Origin of the sequence: Pseudomonas ulcerans (assembly GCF_036324125.1) — a bacterium.
Lineage (GTDB): Bacteria > Pseudomonadota > Gammaproteobacteria > Pseudomonadales > Pseudomonadaceae > Aquipseudomonas > Aquipseudomonas ulcerans.
Map to the genome: position 1 here is coordinate 86,639 of NZ_JAZDQN010000004.1, position 20,429 is coordinate 107,067.

Here is a 20,429-nt window from a genome sequence, read left to right on the forward strand (position 1 = left end):
CCCTTGCGGACACCTCATCCAACCGTCTTTTGGAGTCGCGATGAAACATCATGTAGTGATCGAAGACTGGGAAGGCGATGGTGCCATTCGCCTGCCCCACGACGTTCTGCAGGAAATGGGAGTCGATGTTGGAAGCACGCTCTACCTGCTCGAGGAGTATGTAGGCACCACCCGTTGCCTGGTACTCAGTAAGACTCCACGCATTCCTGATCGCGTTGATGAGCTGGTTGGCCACTGGGAGTCCTTCGGCAAGATCGCAAGCGACTTGGGCTCCAAGGATGGATGAGCTGCTTCCAGCTCCCGAGGATTACTCCGCCGCATGGCGGCTGACCTCAACAAGTTCCAGCGGCAGGACGAAGCCCGGCGAGCTAGTGGTCAAAAACCGAGAATCCAGATTTCGTGTTTTGTGCCTTAGGTAACCGCCCTTAGGTAGCGTCAAGAGCCATAAACTGTAGACAACGACACAGGGCAAAGCCTCGATTTCACGGCACTTAGAGACGTTCAAGAGCATTACTAGTCAACCAAGATTCCTGTACCGTATTGGCCTCCGAAGGGGGGTCGTGGGTTCGAATCCCGCCGAGTGCGCCACCTTCTTTCCCTTGTGTCACAAGGGACTAGCGCTTCTGAAAGCAACCTGTCCTGGTTCTCAAAGTCTTTTTTGCCAGAAATTTGCCACACCCAAGTGCGGCAGAGATGGCCAATGGCAACAATCAGGACCCGCGGCCTAGCTGTTAACAAAGGGCATGGGAAGCGTAAATTCGCCGTAAGGGCTATCCAGCCCAGCGCAAAACCTTCGAAATCAAAGCCGACGCCCCAGCCAGGGGATGTCTGGTCGAAATCGACCAAAACATCGTCGCCTCTCGGGTCGCGCTGAACGTACCGCCGTTAATCGATTCATTGATCACTACGTCTTCGAGACCGCTCCGATGCACACCTGTGTGTTCGGAAGTCAAACGCCAGGAAGCGCTCGGCGGTGTCCGCTGGTCAAGAGCAGCGTTGCCACCTTCGGCGTAAGCCTCAAGGCAGCCTTCTGTAATTTCGGTTTACACCCGCCACCTTATTAGCCTGCTGGCCGTAAAATCCGCAAACTACCAATTGCCACAAGGCGTATGGATTTCATATCAAAAACTCAGCCAGTGCATTCTTCAAACTCTCAACCGAGATAAACAAATGAGTTTTCATGCCCACTGACTGCCCCGCTTCGACATTGCGCTCATCATCATCGATAAAGTAAATATCTTTTGCCGATACTCGCTCCACATCAATAACCTTTTCAAAGAACTCTAGACTTGGCTTTTTAACCCCCATCAAATGGGATGAGTATACAAAATCAAATATTTCATAATTACCAAGCCGACGATGGACTTCAAAATGACTTCCTATGGTATTTGTACAACAGACAACCCTATGCCCTTTTCTTTTAAGATTCTCGATCAACAAAATCAAAGCATCATTAATCTCAGGCCTATAAAGCACCTCAAAAAGATCTTCTATTATTTCGATTTTTGAGTTTAGCGAAAAATTCCTCCAGTATTCATCGACGCTAATTGAGCCGACACTTAGATACTGATACGTATTGTTCCCTTCGGAATCAAGCTGAAACGAATAAAAGTCATGCAAACTGATACCGATTTCTTTACAGATGGTTGCTGTGCATGAAGAGCTTGCAACGACTCCACCCATATCAAAAATAAAGAGCATGTCATTTCCAACCAATACAATTCAAAAAATGCCTATTATCAGAACCCTTGCACCTCGCAGCAAGTACCTGTCCTGACAATAACGTCTAAACGTCTACCCGATGAAAAATATCACCTTACTTAAAAACCAATAAAAAGCCATCAAGAAAAGAAACCCACTCATTTTTACTTATATCGAAATCACTCAACCCCAATGCATAGCTCAATGCGGCAATAGTTCCCGACTGGGAAACGAACAGAGAAATTTTCGACTCTGTAGTCGTTCTCTCGAGAAAACTGTGAAGCTCGGAGCATAAATCCTCTACAGCTCTGAGAGCATCATGGTTCTTACCCTCTTTCCACTGAACGTATAGCTCACGCGCACTGTACTCTTCAAAAAGCTTCAAATACCTGTCATTGTCCTTCACCTGAATGCCCGGCTTGCCCAAGAATGACGTCAACACAATGGTGCTAGCCGCTCCCGAGATCTCCTTGTTCAATATATTGGCAGTCTGTACACAGCGCAGCTCCGGACTGGAATAGACCTTGACTGAAACATTCAATTCTCTAAGCCTTATACCCAAGGCTTCCGAATCTTTTGTGGCCTGCTGCGTTATCAATGCAGGACGGGACCCTGAGCTGTCTTTTTCCCCATGCCTTATAAACACGGCAATTCTGGATGAACCATCAGCCAGACCTTCAGTTATCCGATCAATAATCACGGCGGCAGTCTTGATCCGAAAGATTTAGTATATGCACTATCAAATGATTAAACAGCAAATGTATATCCTCTGCAATTTGCATATTATCAATAAAGACATTAAGATTTAAATCTGCGATTTTTTTAACTTCACCACCATCATAACCAGTCATCGCAACGATTTGTGCCCGCACCGACTTTGCATACTCTACGGCCTTTATAATATTTTTAGAGTTCCCGCTTCCTGAGATAGCAATGACCAGATCGCCTTCTTTTAATCTTCCCTCCAGCTGCCTTACATAAATCAAATCATAGGAATAATCATTTGCTATGGCCGTTATCGTCGCAATATTGTCGGACAAACAGGAAACATTTATTTTTTTACCTTTTAACTGAGAAACCGTATTTCCTAAGTCACTATGCATGTGAGAAGCAGTAGAAGAAGATCCACCATTACCCATGACATAGATGGTTCGCCCTTCCGAGACGGCGAATTCTATTGCGCGTACAACCTTGACCAGCTCATCGATGTCAATTTTCTGCAATGTACTTATAAAGGTCGAAAAATAATCTTCAGCCAGCTTTCGATAATTCATGAAATTTCCTTGAAAATAAGACACATGATTTTTCTGTATATCTCCTTGTAAAAGCCTGATTGATAGTGTGAGGGCGAAGCACCTCCAACTATCGGAGGATTGACATCACTTATCCAAGCTGTTGATCTCATGTCGATATACTGCGCATCTGGGAACTCTTCCAGAAAAATTGCATCGTAGGCATCCCAATTCTGGTTAGTCCTCTTGATCCAACTCATTTTAGATTGCCAAAGTTCAGACCTTGTTTTAAAAGCCGAAAGCCGGCCACCGACAAGGATGACTCTTTTGTCCAGATTCAATTCCTGCAAAAGCAAAAATAGCCTTTTCGTTGCCTCACGGTATTTATCTATATGTTTCAATTCGCCCGGGACGAGTATTTTCTTACCAGAAAATCTGCGTTTAAATATGGACTCTGAAAAGTACTTATTGTACGTGAAGAAACAACCCTCGCCAATCTCAACTGCCTCGAGGGTGGCATCAGAGTAGTTATCAATTACAAGATAGTCAGCCCCGGATGAGCACAGGCGCTCTTTTAGATCTTTTAAAAATTCAACTTCAACATAACGAAAAACGTGATCACCCAACAGATCATTGTCCCAGCAATAACCTGTCTCTTCGAAACGTTTACTCATTAGTGAAATGAGCGAATTATGGAACAATGTTAGCGGAACGGTAAAAAATCTCTTATAGTCCGGATTAAAATACTCGTCAGATCGAAACACACTTCGAGAAAAACAGGTTCCAATAACGCATATCTTTTTAGGGCTGCTTTCAATTCTGGAGTTCTCAAAACCGCCAGAACGATGAAGGCCGTTCAAGGAGTCAATTTTTTCACTCCAAAGAAGCTGACTTTTATTTTTTACAAAACAAAGCAGTATCCCTCTTTCTTCTTTTAAAACAAACTCCGCACTTTCACTTTCCACGCACACAGAGAGATGCCCTTGCATGGAGTACTCAAGCCTTTTGGAGTCGTTGCCCAAAGAAAGCTTCAAATATGTCTGCGTGAACAAATCAGGTAACAGACCGCAATCAAACCTATAAAATCCAGACCCCATCCTTTCTAATTCATAGATTTCCGGAATGTGCTTGTTACTGTTTTCAAACCAGGCATAAAAATTGTCCTGGTCAAAATGCAAAACAACACTATCTTTCACAATTCTAATATCACGAAGAACTATCAGGTCGTCTGCGGCATCTGGACCTGAAGCAGAATCATGCTTGCTCATCATAAGTCACGCTCTTTTTTGCACCAGGCACAATCCTTCCTGAACAACTGACGCAAGTTCGTTTCTTGCATCAATAACAGTGCTTATATCAGTTGCCCCACCCCAGTCCTGAGCAAGAAGCTCATTCATTTCATTTAATGAAAAGACCTTGTAACAGCGCGTACTTAAAGGAATCCCACATTTATTCAGGGAGTACTCAATACGATTGAAGTAAAAAATAAACTTCAAAAATGCGCTTTTCAGCTTCCCAATGAATTCTTCGCCAAAAAATTCCAGCACCACTTCATTGAGCCAAAAGTCCGAGATACTCATGGAGTAGGAGGTGCAGAACCCTATCTTCTTCCTAAGCGCCGCAATAAATATATAAAACTCAACGACACCTCGACTCTTCAAAACTTTCTTTATTTCGGAAACCTGGAATTCATGCTTCAGCTCATATGAGCTCAAGTCAAATATGTACCCATCGCAGATATCATATCTTTGCTCAAGCGCTGTTAAATCCCCTAAAAAATCATGCTCTGTAGAGTTCTCCAAAATCTCTATTGAATATAGGCAATCTATATTGCAGCCATAGACGTATTTCTCTTCGTACCCTGCAAGCATGGTTCGATAATCTCTAACATTCTTGATATGCATCAAGTTTTCGTTCAATGTTTCAGGGCCACATTTGTAGTCAATGACACCGTCCTCAAATACAAGCCTGTAGTGATTATCTTTTTCAGAATACTTATGGACTTCTGGCATGTCGGGGTAATGTTGAAACTTACCATGGACGTGATCTATGCTAAACCCAAAAATACACGCCAAGGAATAATCAATCAGCTCTTCTGCAACCTCATATTGCTCTATTTTCGGAGCGTCATAACAAATTGTAAAATCAAAATCGCTTAGAATACGTTCTGTTCGTTTCGCGAAACTTCCAAATTCGACGATCAGACATTTTTCCGGGAGAAATCTCCGGTAAGCACCAATAACATTAGATAAAATTTCATGCACAACCTTAATGTACTTATCCCTAAAACTTTCATACTTGTCTAAACCACCACTCCAAGGAGCCTTTTCAAGAACATCATATCGCTCAAACAGCTCCGACTTACTTTTCTCAAGAAAGGCCTTTTCCCTCTCAACAAAAAAATCGAAATCCACCTTCCTGATTATAGTTGAAGCATCAAATACGAACACATTCCAACCCTTTATAAATGACGATATTCCCTATCACAAGCACATCAAAATCTTTATCGATAAAACATTTGACTGCATCTTCAGGCGTATTCACCAGCGGAGTGCCTTTCAAATTTAATGAAGTATTACAGACAACCGGCACGCCCGTCTTTTCATAAAAGCAATTTAAAAGCCCATAATATTTACGATTTTCCTCAGTCACTACCTGAGGCCTTGCGGTTCCATCGACATGAACAACAGCTGGAATCAGGCCTTGCTTATCTTCATTTACCAAAGCAGCAAAGTTCATGAACCGTTTACTATCAGCGCATCCTGAAAAATAGTCAGCATAGTGCTCATGCAACACACTTGGTGCGATAGGGCGCCACATTTCACGCTCTTTGATATTGTTCAACCGGATCAGACTGCTCCGCTTTCTTGGATCAGCCAGGATACTTCGGTTTCCCAACGCTCTTGGCCCTGCTTCAAAGCCCCCCTGCATCCAGCAAACAATATTTCCCGATGAAAGTTCTGCAGCAATACGGGGCAGCAGTAAATCATCCTGAAGTATTTCCCAGCGCAATTTATCCTTGTACTTTTCAAGAACGGCAATTGCTTCTTCATCAGTATATGACGCACCTAATGAGCCCGTGGACATAGGACGCAAAGAGGGAGTTCTTTTATTTAGCTTATAATCTAATTCAAGCGCTGCGCCGATTGCAGTGCCGCCATCAGAGGCAAAAGGTGGAACATAGATATTTTTAAACAACCCCGAACGTTCTACTTTACCATTGGCAGAGCAGTTCAACGCCACGCCTCCAGCCATTACGAGATTATCAAGGCCTGTAACCTCTTTAAGCTCCTTGACAAAATCGATAATTACATCCTCTAACGCCTTTTGAGCAGAAGCTGCAAAATTTGCATAACTCATAATTTCTTCCTTGTGCCCTGACGCATAAGGAAAACAATTACTCTTGAAATATGCCTCTAGCTGTACTTTTCTAGCGCCGATACATTCAAATATTGTTTTGCCACTTAAATCTTCCAACCCTGAATATATTTTCCCGCTACGCTCCGCAGTTATTGGCATCTTCATATTTGGAACGCCATAAGAAGAAAGCCCCATGAATTTACCTACCTCACGATGCTTTCCATACAGGCCGGTATATCTGCAAGCGCTGTCATAAAAAATACCCAACGAGTCAGCTATATCCAGAGTCTTAAAGAACTCAATTCTTCCGTCCCGAGCCACTCCGAGAGAAGAAGAGGAATCCTCTCCCCTATTATCGATAACAAGAACTGCAGAATCATTGAATCCGCTTAATCGGTAAGCACTTGAGGCATGTGACAGGTGATGGGAAATGTAATGGATAGATGGTCGGAAATCACCGAAAATTGACGTTGGCAGATATCGATCAACGTCATCTATCTTTAAATATTTTTTGGCCTCATAATCTGGCTCTTCATACATTTTATTCCTGTAAGGCCAATCCATCCCGATAGCAATTGCCTCAACCTCTTGAAGCGTAATACCATTGACTTCGAGACAATACTGAAGGGCTTCGACCGGTGCCTCACCAATGGCCATTTTATTTCGACTAAAGCGCTCCTGCTCTGCATAAGAGAGTAAAACCCCGTTCTTAATCAGACACGCTGCAGAATCATGATTACCAATATTCAATCCAACAATATATCTATTCATTGATATTCTCAAATAGCCAGGATCTCGGATTCAACCAGAATAACTTTCACGAATTATGTGGCTGAACACTGGATGTATATCCCTATAAATATTCGTTGCCCGGCTCGATGTGTCACTCACCGGAATGACCATCATGCGCTGTAGTAACTCACTGTCGATTGTGGCCAAGTTCACGGTTGCCTCTGGCTTTTAACTGATGCTCCAGATCTTGCTTTTGTGCATGCACACGATATGAGTGGCGAAGCAAAATCTTCTTGGGAACCGTATCGGAACCGAACCCTAGAAGCAGCAGTCTATCACTGCTCAGCTCTGTTTTGCGGCCTCCAAGATATCGTTTGGCCATTACTGCATAAAAGTGGTATGTAACGTGATGCTGCTTCGTCTAGGCAACGGTCTACCGTGGCTATTGCACCTTAGAAAACCCTGTTATCGACTACGTCTCAAACGTGTCGTGATGCGCACATACATAGTCGAGCAGACAGTTCGCGGAAGGGATTCCGGAAGCCCTCAACAACTATATGCAAGAAAAGACCTCTCGCTGCGCCACGGTACGATTGTTGACGCCACGATCATCCATGCGCCCAGTTCGGCCAAGAACAAGGAAGGCAACTAGGCGCTGTACCAAATGAGGTGACGTAAACACCGCCGGCAGCAGGCCAATGTAACCATCGCCGCATAACTTGTTGCGAGCTTGCGGTAGCGGGTCGTCAGGCCGCGGTGCTGGTGGGGGACCTGGGGCCGTTCCTGGCGGCGGTGCTGTATCGGGCGCTGGAGTTCATGGAGGTGTTGATCCTGCATATGCGCCGACCATAACTCCCCCAGGCAACCCAACTCCCACAGGGCTGCGGTGGATTGTCAATCGGATGGAGACAGTCATACCGTTTTCAGCCGTTTTATCCTTTTTCGAGAACTGCTTAATCTGGCCTCACTTAGCGACAACAACCCAGACAAACTTCTCGATCAAAAGGATTTCTACCATGACCAACGCCACCTACAACCGCCTGAACAAAGATGACGCCGTAGTCCTCTTGGTCGACCACCAGACCGGTCTGATCTCCCTGGTGCAGGACTTCTCGCCGAACGAGTTCAAGAACAACGTGCTGGCGCTGGCCGACCTGGCGAAATTCTTCGAACTACCAACCATCCTGACCACCAGCTTCGAGCAAGGTCCAAATGGTCCGCTGGTGCCGGAGCTGAAGGAGATGTTCCCGGATGCGCCGTACATCCCGCGTCCTGGCCAGATCAACGCCTGGGACAACGAAGACTTCGTAAAGGCGATCAAGGCCACTGGCCGCAAGCAACTGATCATCGCCGGTGTGGTGACTGATGTGTGCGTCGCCTTCCCGACCCTGTCGGCGCTGGCGGAAGGCTTCGATGTGTTCGTGGTGACCGATGCTTCCGGCACCTTCAACGAAACCGTGCAACAGGCCGCATGGAACCGCATGACCCAGGCCGGCGCGCAGATGATGAACTGGTTCTCGGTGGCCTGTGAGCTGCACCGCGACTGGCGCAACGATATCGAAGGGCTGGGTAACCTGCTGTCGCAGCGGATCCCGAACTACCGCAACCTGATGAACAGCTACGCAGCCTTCACCAAGTGATCGCTGAATGAGAGAAGCCCGCTCGGTCTGAGCGGGCTTCTTTGTTTTCGATGGCCTCATCGCAGGCTTCGCCAGCTCCCACAGGTACGGTGCAAACCTCCAGATCCCACAAGGACCCCGGCAGCTTTCCAGAGTTGTGTGGATACCTATGCAGCGATAGAGCCATCAGCAACAGTTACAGATCAGCCGTCTGGCCGATCACCATCAAGCAACCCACCACACATTTCACCTGCCTGGCGGCTAAGCGTGCGGATCGCCTGATGGATGCCCGCAGTGCCGCGCATGTTGAGCAGTGGCTGATCATCGTTTTCCTGAAATTCGTCGAGCTGAACCAGTGCTTCGCCAAGCAGCTCGATTGTCCAGACGAATTCCTGAATGGAGGACAGACGCTCGTGCAGGGTCATGGCTGCACCTGCCTGTTCCACGGGTTGGACGAAATTTTGAGGCAAGTGGCTGAGAAAGACAGCCGGGGGAGAGCGGATACGGGGATCCTGAACGGACTTCCAGTGGTCATGCATGAGTTCCTTTCGTTATGAATCCACCACCGTTCGCGGCCAAGCGAGTTGAGGTGGCAGCGGTACACGGGTTGGCCGACCGGGACGAAAGGGGCCCGGCACACCCGAAGGTGTCCCGCGCACCACCGCCATAACACGACATCGCAGGCACAAAAAAAGCGCCCGCGATGAAGATTGGCGCTGCTGCGCCCTTCGTTTCCGACCGGCCAAGGTCGAATCGCCAATGCGTCGGCGACCGAGGAAATCTATCCCCAAGCGCCTTTCAGTGCAAGCAAGCGGTCCTGGATGTGACGCTATCGGGCGCGAAAGCGGCCGTAAAAAATCGGTATGTACAGTGTGTCAGGGACTATGGGCGCTTTCTTGGGTGGTAGCTGTCTCGATCAGCATCCCTCAGAACATCAGCCCTTCACCAACCGCGTATCCAACCCGAACCGCTCCTGACTGACCAACCGGTACTTCCCCTCCGCCAGCTCGCAACTCACCAGCAGATTCCACGAATGCCGTGAAACCGCCGACGGCATCAGCACGAAGGGATGCTCCGCCAGCAAGGCATCCGCGAACTTCTGCTGGTTGGGCGACGCCGCCGCCCCGCTCAGCCAGTTCGGATTGGGCACGTCCTCGGGCTGCACCACCTTGATCAGGCTTTGGTCGAGCACTTCGAAGCAGGTCAGCACGTGCCGGACCGTATCCAGCGCGTCGAAGCCGATGTGCACCGCCACTTCGAGAATGGCCGTCGAGGGATCCGCCGAGGCGTACACCACGTGCCGGCCCGGTGGATTCCAGCGGCCGCCGAGCTTGTGCGCGCCAATGCCGCTGTCCCAGGTGTCCTTGTAGACCTCGCGATCGAGGCGCCATGCCTGCCAGGCGCCGGACCAAGGCAATGGATTCACTGGTAGACCCCGTATTCGATACGTTCCAGGTAATCCTCGACGGCCTGGAAACCGACCGGGTTGTCGATGATGTCCAGCGGCACATCACCGCCCAGGTGCTGGCACGGACGCCCCAGCCACTCTTCCGCCAGGCGCAGGGAGCCGAACACCTTGATCGCATGCTCCAGCGCCTTGGCGAACTGGAAGGCCACGGCGCTCTGCTGGGCATTCAGGTGCGCGTCCTGCTTGCTACCCTGGCGTTGCAGGGTGCGGATGGACTTGCCGACGATGCGGCTCATGATCTTCCTGGAGGAATACAGCTCGGAAAGCGCGAGCATCGCCTGCACATCCTTCAGGTCGAAGCCTTCGGCGGTGAGCCGATAGACCATCACGGGGCTGAGCAGGTCGGCGTCCTCGCGGAGCAGGTATTCCGTGGGCCTGCGGGCGGGGCTGAATGCCTTGCGGGTACGGGTGTCGGCGGAAATCATGGTGCACCTCCTGAGGCGACAAGTGACGCGATGATAGCGCCATTTGACATGCCACGTATCCCTGCCAGCTTAACGGCAACTATTGTCCACTCATGCGAGACAGTAATACCGTTTCCAGCCGATTTATCCTTTTTCGAGAACTCCTTAATCTGGCCTCACTTAGCGACAACAACCCAGACAAACTTCTCGATCAAAAGGATTTCCACCGTGACCAACGCCACCTACAACCGCCTGAACAAAGACGACGCCGTAGTCCTCCTGGTCGACCACCAGACTGGTCTGATCTCCCTGGTGCAGGACTTCTCGCCGAACGAGTTCAAGAACAACGTGCTGGCGCTGGCCGACCTGGCCAAGTTCTTCGACCTGCCGACCATCCTCACCACCAGCTTCGAGCAAGGCCCCAACGGCCCGCTGGTTCCAGAGCTGAAAGAGATGTTCCCGGATGCCCCGTACATCCCGCGCCCCGGCCAGATCAACGCCTGGGACAACGAAGACTTCGTCAAGGCGATCAAGGCCACCGGCCGCAAGCAGCTGATCATCGCCGGCGTGGTGACCGACGTCTGCGTGGCCTTCCCGACCCTGTCGGCGCTGGCGGAAGGCTTTGATGTGTTCGTGGTGACCGATGCTTCCGGCACCTTCAACGAAACCGTGCAGCAGGCCGCGTGGAACCGCATGACCCAGGCCGGCGCGCAGATGATGAACTGGTTCTCGGTAGCCTGTGAGCTGCACCGCGACTGGCGCAACGATATCGAAGGGCTGGGCAACCTGCTGTCGCAGCGGATTCCCAACTATCGCAACCTGATGAACAGCTATGCAGCCTTCACTGCCAAGTGATCGCTGGATGAACGAAGCCCGCTCGGTCAGAGCGGGCTTCTTCGTTTTCAAGGGCGCTATCGCTGGCAAGCCGGCTCTCATAGACAAAATCGCAACTTATTGATTTGCAAAGACTCTGTGGGAGCGAGCTTGCTCGCGAACGACGGCGAAGCCGTCGCAAAACCTGAGTCCGCAATTTCCCTGACACACAGAAGTGTATGGTTTTGGGGCCGCCTTGCGGCCCTTCGCGAGCAAGCTCGCTCCCACCCCGTGCCAGCTCGATCCTCATCGTGGTAGGCCGTCGTCGCAACTGCACCAGGATCTTCTCTCGCACCTTCTCCGAGGCGATTTCTTGGGTAGTTCTTGGGTAGTTTCTTGGGTAGTTTCTTGGGTAGTTTCTTGGGTAGTTTCTTGGGTAGTCCCGTACACCTGACCTTCCTCGGCCTGGTACGGAATCGACTCCCCCAACCTCACGACCCCTCGCGCTTCTCCAGCGTCAACTCCACCCGCCGGTTCCGCTCCCGGCCCTCGACACTACCGTTGTCCGCCAACGGCTGCGTGCCCGCCATGCCCATCGCGGTCATGCGCCCGGGGGCGATTCCCTGCTGCTGGAGGAAGCGCACCACGCTCCCTGCCCGCGCTCCGGACAGCTCCCAGTTGGACGGATAGCGATCATTGCGGACGCGCCGCGCATCGGTATGTCCGGCGACGATGATGCGGTGCGGCAGATCCTTCAACACGCCCGCCAGCCGTTGCAGTACCTCCAGCCCCTTGGGATCGAGGTCGGCCTGTCCGGAGTGGAAGAGAATGCTGCTGTCGATGCGGAAACTGACGCTGCGCTCGTTGCGGATGACCTCGATATCGCTGCCCAGTTGCTCCAGCGGCAGGTCCGCCAGCGGGTTGGCGGGCTCCTCCGGGACGGGCGCGGCGACGACAGGTTCGGGCGGCGTCTCGACAATCGGCTCCACCACCGGCGGCGCAACCACGGCCGGCACCCGCAGCAACGAGCCCGGCGGTTCGACACGGGTCAGCCCGGCGATGTCCAGCACGCGAGCCGGCGCAGTCTCCAAGGGCGGATGCCGCTGGATCAAGGCCTGTGCCAGCATCGCCATGACCATCACCAGAAGCACGGTGATCAGGTCCAGGTAGGTCAGCATCCAGCCATCGCTCTCGCCCTCCGCCAGCGGAACACCCAGCAGATCCGGCGCGCCCGCAGCCCGCTTGAGGTTGCACTGGCGCTCCCGGGCCTTCGTCAGCTCGAATTCGAGGCTGCGCTGGCGCTCCAGCCAGTAGCGGTTGTCGGCGACTGCCGTGGCGTGGTTCATGCGCGCTTGCGCCACAGGGTCAGCAGCGGCTTGCCAGTGCGACGCGGCAGTGGCTCGTGCAGCTCGTCGTGGTAGTGGGCGACGAAGCACTTCAAGGTCTCGCGCATCAGCCCCGGACTGCGCTTGCGCGCCATCATCGAGATGCCCTGGAGGATCATGTTCATCAACACCACGCGCTGCTCGGTACGCCGTTCGAGCTTGACCGCGATGGGCCGGCACACCAGGTTGGCGAGCAGCAGGCCGTACAGGGTAGCGGTCAGGCTCATCGCCATTTGCCGTCCGACATTGCCCATGTCGCCGTCACCGAGGATGAAGACCAGGTTCACCATGCCCACCAGCGTGCCGAGCATACCGAACGCCGGGGCGTAGGCGGCCATGGCGCGGAACAGCTGGGCCTCGGCCTGCTCCTTGGCCCGCAGCCGGGCAATGCGCCATTGCAGCAGTTCGAGGATGTCCTCTTCGGCCACCTGGTCCACCAGCAGTTGCACGCCGGAAGCGAGGAACGGATTGCCCACGTCGGCAAGGGCGTTCTCCACCCCGCGGCTGTCGCCGTCGTTCCAGCGCCGGGCCAGGCCGACCAGGTCGTCGATGACCTGCGGCGCCGGATCGCGCTCGCGACACAGCACGGCGGCAACCAGGCCGGGAATGCGGCGGACTTCCGTCAGCGGGTAGCTGATGCAGGTCGCGGCGAAGGTGCCGCCGAGGACGATGCCGAGGCTGCCCGGGTCGAGCAGCAACGCCGGGTGCTGTGCCGAAAACATCAGCAACAGGCCCAGCAGGAGCAGGCTGACAACCAGGCCGATCAGGGTCGATGAATTCATGGTGGGCTTCGCAGGCGGTGACGGTGATGGGCGCTTTATAGCCCCGCACGGCCCGCGGCAAAGGCGCTAATACAGGCACTTTTGTCGGTGAGCTTGGCCCACGGCAGGGGCCGAAAATTTTTTTCGCCGGGCACTAAAGGTGGCTTTTCGCAGCGCCGATGTTCGCGCTGTCAGCCAGACAACGGCGCTGAGTGGTCGAGCGCCGGATACGTGTTTGTCACAAGTGCCCAACCACGAAAAGGAACCTCACCATGTCCGTCATCAATACCAACATCACCTCGCTGATCGCGCAGAAGAACCTCAGCGCTTCGGAAAACAGCCTGAGCACCTCGATCGAGCGCCTGTCCTCGGGCCTGAAGATCAACAGCGCCTCCGACGACGCCGCCGGCCAGGCCATCGCCAACCGTATGAGCTCGCAGATCACCGGCCTGGAGCAGGCCAGCAGCAACGCCAGCGACGGCATCTCCCTGGCGCAGACCACCGAAGGCGCCCTCGACCAGGTCAACGACAACCTGCAGCGCATCCGTGAGCTGGCCGTGCAGGCCGCCAACGGCACCAACTCGCAGTCCGACCTGCAGTCGATCCAGGACGAGATCACCCAGCGTCTCGACGAGATCAACCGTATCTCCAGCCAGACCTCGTTCAACGGCGTGGACGTACTGTCGTCCAACCAGAAGATCAGCATCCAGGTCGGCGCCAACGACGGCGAGACCATCGAGATCGACCTGAAGCAGATCAACGCCAGCACCCTGGGCCTGGCTGACTTCAACGTCAACGGCTACGACACCACCCTGACCGCCACCACCCTGAACGACAGCTCGGGCACCGCGATCACCTCGACCAACACCAGCTACGTCGACAGCTCCGGCACCACCGTCAGCGGCGGCACCCTGTCGCAGGACGCCGACGGCGACTACTTCCTGACCGTGGGCGGCAAGACCTACGCCGCCGAGGTGAAGACCACCACCAGCGGCTCGACCACCAGCGCCACCATCACCATCGACACCGAGAACGAGGTGACCAAGAAATCCACCAACACCCTGACCGCCCTGGATACCGCGCTGAACACCGTGGACTCCATGCGTTCGGACCTCGGTGCGATCCAGAACCGCTTCGACTCGGCGATCACCAACATCTCCACCACGGTGACCAACCTCACCTCCGCCCGCTCCGGGATCCAGGACGTCGACTACGCCACCGAAGTGTCGGCCATGACCAGTGCGCAGATCCTGCAACAGGCCGGTACCTCGGTGCTGTCCCAGGCCAACTCGATGCCGCAACAGATGCTGTCGCTGCTGCAATAAGACCAGGAGGGGCTGCCTCGCAGCCCCCTTCCTCCCGACAACAAATACCGCTTTATCCACGCTTTGCCCCCTATCCCCGAGCGCTAGCATCCGCTATCGACTCCCCTTCGCCACAAGGCCGATCCCCATGTCCAAGCCCCAGCGCGCCCGCCCTCCCCAGCACCGTCCAGCCGCCCCGTCCGACCTTGCCCAGGCCCGTCGCCTGTGCCAGCGCCGCCCCGACGATGCCGGGGCCTGGCAGACCCTGGGCAACCTGCAACTGAACGCGGAGCCGGCGCAGGCCCTGGCCAGTTTCGAACAGGCCCTGCAGTTGCAGCCAAACGACCCGCAGGCGCTGGAACTGGTGGCCAAGGCCGCGCAGAAACTGGGTGACGCCGACCGCGCCGAGCAACTCGCCAGCCGCGCCCTCGACCTGGTCCCGGACTTCGGCCCGGCCCACCACCGCCTGGCCACCCTGTACTTCGAGAAGGGCCGCTTCGAGCCGGCACTGCGGCATATCGACCGGGCACTGGCGCAGCAACCCGACAATTGCCGCCTGCTGTCACGCAAGGGCCTGATCCTCAACCGCCTCGATCGCCATGGCGAAGCCATCGCAGTCTTCACCACCCTGATCAGGCGCGAGCCGGCGGACTACAGCCACTGGAACAACCTCGCCAACCTGTACAAGGACATCGGCAAGCTGGACCTGGCCGACGAGCACTACCGCAAGGCCATCGACCTGGCCGGACGCAAGGACGTGCTGCCCTACTCCAACCGCCTGACCACCCTGCACTACGACCCGAAGCAGCGCCGCGAATACATCTTCGCGGTGTGCAAGGAATGGCAGATGCGCTTCGGCCCGACTTCGGTCCCCGAGCGCCCGCGCCCGGACAACCTGGCGCCGGACCGCCTGCTGCGCATCGGCCTGGTTTCCGACGGCCTGCGCCAGCACCCGGTGGGCAACATGATCGTCGGCGTGCTGGAGCATCTGCCACGCCACCAGTTCCAGCTGTTCGCCTACAGCAGCAGCCAGGTCAACGATCACCTGACCCGGCGCATCCGCGCCCGGGTCACGGACTGGCGGGCGATCCGCCATATGGACACGCAGCAGTTGGTGCAGCAGATCCAGGACGACCGCATCGACATCCTCATCGACCTCAGCGGCCACAACGCCGGCAACCGCATGGACACCATGGCCCTGCAACCGGCGCCACTGCTGGTGAAATGGGTCGGCGGCCTGATCAATACCACCGGCCTCGATGCCATCGACTACCTGCTCAGCGACGCCATCGAGTCGCCACGGGGCGAGGACGCCTTCTACACCGAGAAGCTGATCCGCCTGCCCGACGACTACATCTGCTACGACCCGCCGCCCTACGCACCGGATATCAAGGCGCTGCCGGCACAGGCCAACGGCTTCGTCACCTTCGGCTGCTTCAACAACCCGACCAAGGTCAATGACGAGTTGCTCGGACATTGGGCCCAGGTGCTGCAAACCGTCGCGGATTCACGCCTGCTGCTCAAGGGCGGCGCCTTCGCCAACCCGGAACTGCGCGAGCATGTGCAAGCCGTGCTCGGCGAGCATGGCATCGCCGCCGAGCGGGTCATGGTCGAGGGCCCCGTAGGCCACCGCGACCTGCTGGACAGCTACAACCGCGTCGATATCGCCCTCGACCCCTGGCCCTACTCCGGCGGCCTGACCACCTGCGAAGCGCTGTTGATGGGCGTGCCGGTGGTGACCCTGCCCGGCCCCACCTTCGCCGGTCGCCACTCTGCCACCCACCTGGTCAACGCCGGCCTGCCGGAGCTGGTGGTGGACAGCTGGGAAGCCTACGTGGAACGCGCCGCCGGGCTGGCCCGCGACCTGAAGAACCTGGCGCTGATCCGCAGCTTCCTGCGCCGGGTGCTGATGAACTCGCCGGTGTGCGATGCCCCGCGTTTCGCCGGCCACCTGGGCACAGCGCTGCGGGCGATCTGGCAGCGCTACTGCGCCGGCAAGCCGGCCACCGCCCTGAGCCTGGACAAGGAGGGCAGCGCCTTCTTCGAGGGCGAGGACAGCGCCATGCTCATCCAGCACCCGCCCGCACCCGCCAGCGACGAAGGTTTCAGCTTCAGGTTCCAGGGTCGCATCGTCGCGCTGGACCATGGCGCGACCTTGCTGGGGTCGCCCCGTTTCGTCGCCCTGCAGCGCCTTGGCGTGCTCTCGACCATCGCCTTCGACCCCGCCAGCCGCATCGGCAATGCCCACCAGCTGGCCGAACTGGGCGAACTGCATTACTACGCCAACACCGCGCTGGGGGACGGCAGCACCGCCACCCTGCGCGCCTGCCTCGACCCGGCCTTGAGTGCCACCCTGGAGCCCTTGCCCGGCGCGACCCAAGGCCCGGTAGCGCAAGTGCTGGCGCGCCTGCCGGTGCCGACGATCCGCCTGGACGTGATCGAGGGCCTCGATACCGTGGACTGGCTGCTGCTGGACAACCTCAGCGACAGCCTGGCGCTGCTCGACCATGGCCAGCGCACCCTGGCCGACACCCTGCTGGTACAGGCGCGCATTGCCTTCGTGCCGACCCATGCCGGGCAGGCGGACCTCGCCGCGCTAAGCCAGCGCCTGGCTGCGCTCGGCTTCACCTTCCACCGCCTGCATGACCTGCGGCACCAGGAACAGGCCGCCGAACCCGGTGCATTCGCCGCCTCGCGGATGGTCTGCGCCGACGCCCTGTTCCTGCCGGATCCGCAGCGCCTGGCGCGGCTCGACGAAAACCGTCGGCGCAAGCTGGCGTTCCTCCTGCACACGGTCTACGACGCCCGGGACATGGCCCTGCAACTGCTCAAGGACCTCGACGAAGACGTTGCCAGACGCTATGTGCGGCACTGCCGGCTCGACGTCTCCGCGCCTGCGGTGGCCGCAGCGCAAGCCCCGGAAACGCCCTTCGAGGAACCGCAGCTGACCTTCCCGGCCGAGGTGGCGCGCTACGTGCGCACGCTCTACAGCGAGGCCTCGGTGATTCTCGAATATGGCAGCGGCGGCTCGACCATTCTTGCCGGGCGCATGCCGGGCAAGACGGTGATCACGGTCGAGAACGACCTGCGCTGGGCCAAAGGCATGCAACGCTGGATCGAAGGTGCCGACCTGGCGTCGCCGCCAAGGATCCATGCGGTCGATGTCGGCCAGACCGGGGCCTGGGCCCGGCCGAAGGATGCGCGGGCGTGGAAGCGTTTTCACCAGTATCCGCTGCAGGTGTGGGACGAGCCGTTCTTCGAGCCGCCGGATGTGATCCTGATCGACGGGCGCTTCCGGATCGCCTGCTTCGTCACCGCCTGCCTGCGGGTGACCCGGCCGACCATCGTGCTGTTCGATGACTACCTGGACCGGCCTCACTATCACGTGGTGGAACGGCTGGTGAAGCCGACGGAGTACGTGGGGCGGATGGCGCGGTTCGATGTGCAGCCGATGGCCGGGCTTCCACGTGAAGAGCTGACCTGGTTGGTGGCCAGTTTCAACGAGGTCGCCTACGCCACCCCCACGCCGACCTGAGTCGTCAGCTCAACCGCGGCCGACCGCCAGGTAAGTCAAACCGGCATCGGCCGCCGCCCGCGGCTCGTACAGGTTGCGCCCATCGATCACCAGCGCGGCGCGCAGGCGCTGCCTCAACCACTGGAAATCGACACTGCGAAAGGCCTTCCACTCGGTACAGATCACCAGTGCATCCGCGCCCTCCACCGCCTGCATGCGGTCGTTCACCAGGCGCAGGTCATCCCGTTCGCCATAGATCCGCCGACACTCCGCCATCGCCTCGGGGTCATAGGCCTGCACCCGCGCCCCGGCCTGCCACAGCGCCTCCATCAAGGCCCGGCTCGGTGCCGCGCGCATGTCGTCGGTGTCCGGCTTGAACGCCAGTCCCCACACGGCAATGGTCTTGCCCCGCAGTTGCCCGTTCAGTGCCCGCTCCAGCTTGCGGAACAGCGAGGCCTTCTGCCGCTGGTTGATCGCCTCGACGGCACTCAGCAACTGCGGCTCGTAGCCCACCTCCCGGGCACTGCGGCTCAGCGCCTGGATATCCTTGGGAAAGCACGATCCGCCATAGCCACAGCCGGGATAGATGAAGTCGTAGCCGATCCGTGGATCGCTGCCGATACCCTGGCGCACTTCCTCGATATCCACCCGCAGGTGCTCGGCCAGGTTGGCCATCTCGTTCATGAAGCTGATCTTGGTCGCGAGCATGGCATTGGCCGCGTACTTGGTCATTTCCGCCGCGCGCAGGCTCATGAACATCAGCTTGTCGCGGTGCCGGTTGTAGGGGGCGTAGCACTCGCGCATGAGTCGGCGCACCGTTTCCGAATCGGTGCCCACGACGATCCGCGCGCCCCGGGTGAAGTCCTCGATGGCCGCGCCTTCCTTGAGGAATTCCGGGTTGGAGCACACCTCGAACGGCAGCTTGCGCCCGCGGCCGGTCAGCTCCGCCGCGATGGCGGCGCGCACCCGCTCGCCGGTGCCAACCGGCACCGTGGACTTGCCCACCACCACCTTGTAGTCGTCCATGTAGCGGCCGATATCCCGCGCCACCGCCAGCACGTATTGCAGGTCGGCCGAGCCGTCCTCGTCCGGCGGCGTGCCCACGGCGATGAACAGCAGGTCGGCAAAGGCCACGGCCTCGGCGGCAACGGTGGTGAAACGCAGGCGCCCGGCCCGCAGGTTGGCGTCGACCAGATGCTTCAAGCCGGGTTCATGGATCGGCACTTCACCGGCCGCGAGCAGCTCGATACGCCAGGGATCGACGTCCATGCACAGGACTTCATGGCCGACATCCGCCAGGCACGCGCTCGCCACCAGGCCCACGTAACCGGAACCAAACACGCTGATTTTCATGGGTTTTCCTACAGACCAGGGCAGGTCCACAGGCTAGCAACCGGGCTCGCCGACAAAGCCCCGGATAACCGCGTCGCGGCGGGGTATTTCAGTCCGCCAGCTTCGAGCGCAGACGGGCGATGGCCTGGCTGTGCAACTGGCAGACCCGGGATTCGCTGATCTCCAGGACCAGGCCGATCTCGCGCATGTTGAGCTTCTCCTGGTGATACAGGGCCATCAGCAGGCGCTCGCGTTCCGGCAGGGTGTCAATGGCGCGCACCAGGCGCGTGCGGTTGCTGGCTTCGAGCAGGTCATGCAACGGGTTGCGGCCATGGGCCTCGGCGGTGGGCAGGTGCTCTTCGCTCATCAGGTCGAAGGGCAGCATCTGGCTGCCATTGGTTTCGCACAGCAACTGCTGGTACTCGCCCAGGGACAGGCCCATGGCCGTGGCGATCTCCCGCTCGCTGGCGCTGCGCCCGAGGCGCTGCTCCAGGCCGGACAGGGTGCTCTCCAGCAGCCGGGCGTTGCGCCGCACGCTGCGCGGCGCCCAGTCACGGGAGCGCAGCTCGTCGATCATCGCCCCGCGGATGCGGTGGATGACGAAGGTGCCGAAGGTGGTGCCCTGGTCCTGGTCGTAGCGGGTGATGGCGTCGAGCAGGCCGATGCTGCCGGCCTGGATCAGGTCGTCCAGGTCGATGCTGGGGGGCAAGCGGGTCTTGAGGTTCAGCGCATGACGCTTGACCAAGGGCAGGTACTGCTCAAGCAGCTCCTGCTGGTACATCCTGCCTTGTGCCGTATACATCG

General features: G+C 56.7%; 18 protein-coding genes and 2 pseudogenes. 6 read left to right on the forward strand and 14 right to left on the reverse strand.

Features of this window, described 5'->3' with window-relative positions; genetic code table 11:
* The first annotated feature begins 40 nt into the window (after window positions 1–40).
* Window positions 41–286, forward strand: coding sequence for a hypothetical protein (locus tag V0R59_RS05310; RefSeq protein ID WP_017676523.1), 246 nt, complete (start codon window positions 41–43; stop codon window positions 284–286).
* Window positions 287–1,116: 830 nt separating this feature from the next.
* Here V0R59_RS05310 and V0R59_RS05315 read toward each other — a convergent pair.
* The 6 genes from V0R59_RS05315 to V0R59_RS05340 form a co-directional block, all read right to left on the reverse strand.
* Window positions 1,117–1,701: an HAD-IA family hydrolase gene (locus tag V0R59_RS05315; protein WP_330072654.1), complete on the reverse strand. Its 585-nt coding sequence runs from the start codon at window positions 1,699–1,701 to the stop codon at window positions 1,117–1,119.
* Window positions 1,702–1,816: 115 nt separating this feature from the next.
* Complete coding sequence (locus tag V0R59_RS05320; RefSeq protein WP_330072655.1) at window positions 1,817–2,401, reverse strand: histidine phosphatase family protein; 585 nt, start codon at window positions 2,399–2,401, stop codon at window positions 1,817–1,819.
* Window positions 2,391–2,975: a D-sedoheptulose-7-phosphate isomerase gene (locus V0R59_RS05325; RefSeq protein ID WP_330072656.1), complete on the reverse strand. Its 585-nt coding sequence runs from the start codon at window positions 2,973–2,975 to the stop codon at window positions 2,391–2,393. The genes V0R59_RS05320 and V0R59_RS05325 overlap by 11 nt, the downstream gene beginning before the upstream one ends.
* Complete coding sequence (locus tag V0R59_RS05330) at window positions 2,972–4,201, reverse strand: DUF6270 domain-containing protein (RefSeq protein WP_330072657.1); 1,230 nt, start codon at window positions 4,199–4,201, stop codon at window positions 2,972–2,974. Before V0R59_RS05330 ends, V0R59_RS05325 begins: the two co-directional genes overlap by 4 nt.
* 6 nt (window positions 4,202–4,207) lie before the next feature.
* Window positions 4,208–5,383 carry a hypothetical protein gene (locus tag V0R59_RS05335; protein ID WP_330072658.1) on the reverse strand — a complete coding sequence of 392 codons (1,176 nt, stop codon included), beginning with the start codon at window positions 5,381–5,383 and terminating at the stop codon, window positions 4,208–4,210.
* Window positions 5,370–7,064, reverse strand: coding sequence for a carbamoyltransferase family protein (locus V0R59_RS05340; protein WP_330072659.1), 1,695 nt, complete (start codon window positions 7,062–7,064; stop codon window positions 5,370–5,372). The genes V0R59_RS05335 and V0R59_RS05340 overlap by 14 nt, the downstream gene beginning before the upstream one ends.
* A gap of 485 nt (window positions 7,065–7,549) precedes the next feature.
* Here V0R59_RS05340 and V0R59_RS31840 point away from each other — a divergent pair.
* A pseudogene (locus V0R59_RS31840) lies at window positions 7,550–7,671 on the forward strand (IS5/IS1182 family transposase); the annotation flags it as partial.
* A gap of 2 nt (window positions 7,672–7,673) precedes the next feature.
* On the opposite strand, the pseudogene V0R59_RS05345 reads toward V0R59_RS31840, so the two are convergent.
* Window positions 7,674–7,787, reverse strand: a pseudogene (locus V0R59_RS05345) (IS5/IS1182 family transposase); the annotation flags it as partial.
* A 254-nt stretch (window positions 7,788–8,041) separates the two neighbouring features.
* Between V0R59_RS05345 and ycaC (V0R59_RS05350) the strand changes: the two are divergent.
* Entirely contained in the window at window positions 8,042–8,665 is a 624-nt protein-coding gene (gene ycaC, locus V0R59_RS05350) for an isochorismate family cysteine hydrolase YcaC (protein ID WP_330072660.1), read from the forward strand.
* Between the two features lie 182 nt (window positions 8,666–8,847).
* On the opposite strand, the gene V0R59_RS05355 is transcribed toward ycaC (V0R59_RS05350), so the two are convergent.
* From V0R59_RS05355 to V0R59_RS05365, 3 genes are all read right to left on the reverse strand, one after another.
* The gene (locus V0R59_RS05355) at window positions 8,848–9,069 is read right to left on the reverse strand and encodes a hypothetical protein (RefSeq protein ID WP_330072661.1); all 222 of its coding nucleotides are present in this window, start codon (window positions 9,067–9,069) and stop codon (window positions 8,848–8,850) included.
* A gap of 509 nt (window positions 9,070–9,578) precedes the next feature.
* Window positions 9,579–10,070, reverse strand: coding sequence for an RES family NAD+ phosphorylase (locus V0R59_RS05360; RefSeq protein WP_330072662.1), 492 nt, complete (start codon window positions 10,068–10,070; stop codon window positions 9,579–9,581).
* Entirely contained in the window at window positions 10,067–10,537 is a 471-nt protein-coding gene (locus V0R59_RS05365) for an MbcA/ParS/Xre antitoxin family protein (protein WP_330072663.1), read from the reverse strand. The genes V0R59_RS05360 and V0R59_RS05365 overlap by 4 nt, the downstream gene beginning before the upstream one ends.
* A gap of 207 nt (window positions 10,538–10,744) precedes the next feature.
* On the opposite strand from V0R59_RS05365, the gene ycaC (V0R59_RS05370) reads away from it, so the two are divergent.
* Window positions 10,745–11,371: an isochorismate family cysteine hydrolase YcaC gene (ycaC, locus tag V0R59_RS05370; protein ID WP_330072664.1), complete on the forward strand. Its 627-nt coding sequence runs from the start codon at window positions 10,745–10,747 to the stop codon at window positions 11,369–11,371.
* Window positions 11,372–11,820: 449 nt separating this feature from the next.
* Here the strand turns inward: ycaC (V0R59_RS05370) and V0R59_RS05375 are convergent, their stop codons facing one another.
* Together V0R59_RS05375 and V0R59_RS05380 are read right to left on the reverse strand one after the other, a co-directional pair.
* Complete coding sequence (locus V0R59_RS05375; protein WP_330072665.1) at window positions 11,821–12,765, reverse strand: OmpA/MotB family protein; 945 nt, start codon at window positions 12,763–12,765, stop codon at window positions 11,821–11,823.
* Window positions 12,672–13,496 carry a motility protein A gene (locus V0R59_RS05380; protein ID WP_330072666.1) on the reverse strand — a complete coding sequence of 275 codons (825 nt, stop codon included), beginning with the start codon at window positions 13,494–13,496 and terminating at the stop codon, window positions 12,672–12,674. The genes V0R59_RS05375 and V0R59_RS05380 overlap by 94 nt, the downstream gene beginning before the upstream one ends.
* A 251-nt stretch (window positions 13,497–13,747) precedes the next feature.
* On the opposite strand from V0R59_RS05380, the gene V0R59_RS05385 reads away from it, so the two are divergent.
* Together V0R59_RS05385 and V0R59_RS05390 are read left to right on the forward strand one after the other, a co-directional pair.
* A complete protein-coding gene (locus tag V0R59_RS05385) occupies window positions 13,748–14,800 on the forward strand; it encodes a FliC/FljB family flagellin (protein WP_330072667.1) in 1,053 nt (350 codons plus the stop codon).
* A gap of 127 nt (window positions 14,801–14,927) precedes the next feature.
* A complete protein-coding gene (locus V0R59_RS05390; RefSeq protein ID WP_330072668.1) occupies window positions 14,928–18,314 on the forward strand; it encodes an O-linked N-acetylglucosamine transferase family protein in 3,387 nt (1,128 codons plus the stop codon).
* A 9-nt stretch (window positions 18,315–18,323) separates the two neighbouring features.
* Here V0R59_RS05390 and V0R59_RS05395 read toward each other — a convergent pair whose 3' ends face one another.
* Entirely contained in the window at window positions 18,324–19,646 is a 1,323-nt protein-coding gene (locus V0R59_RS05395; RefSeq protein ID WP_330072669.1) for a UDP-glucose dehydrogenase family protein, read from the reverse strand.
* Window positions 19,647–19,734: 88 nt separating this feature from the next.
* Window positions 19,735–20,427: an RNA polymerase sigma factor FliA gene (locus V0R59_RS05400; RefSeq protein ID WP_330072670.1), complete on the reverse strand. Its 693-nt coding sequence runs from the start codon at window positions 20,425–20,427 to the stop codon at window positions 19,735–19,737.
* Window positions 20,428–20,429 lie beyond the last annotated feature (2 nt).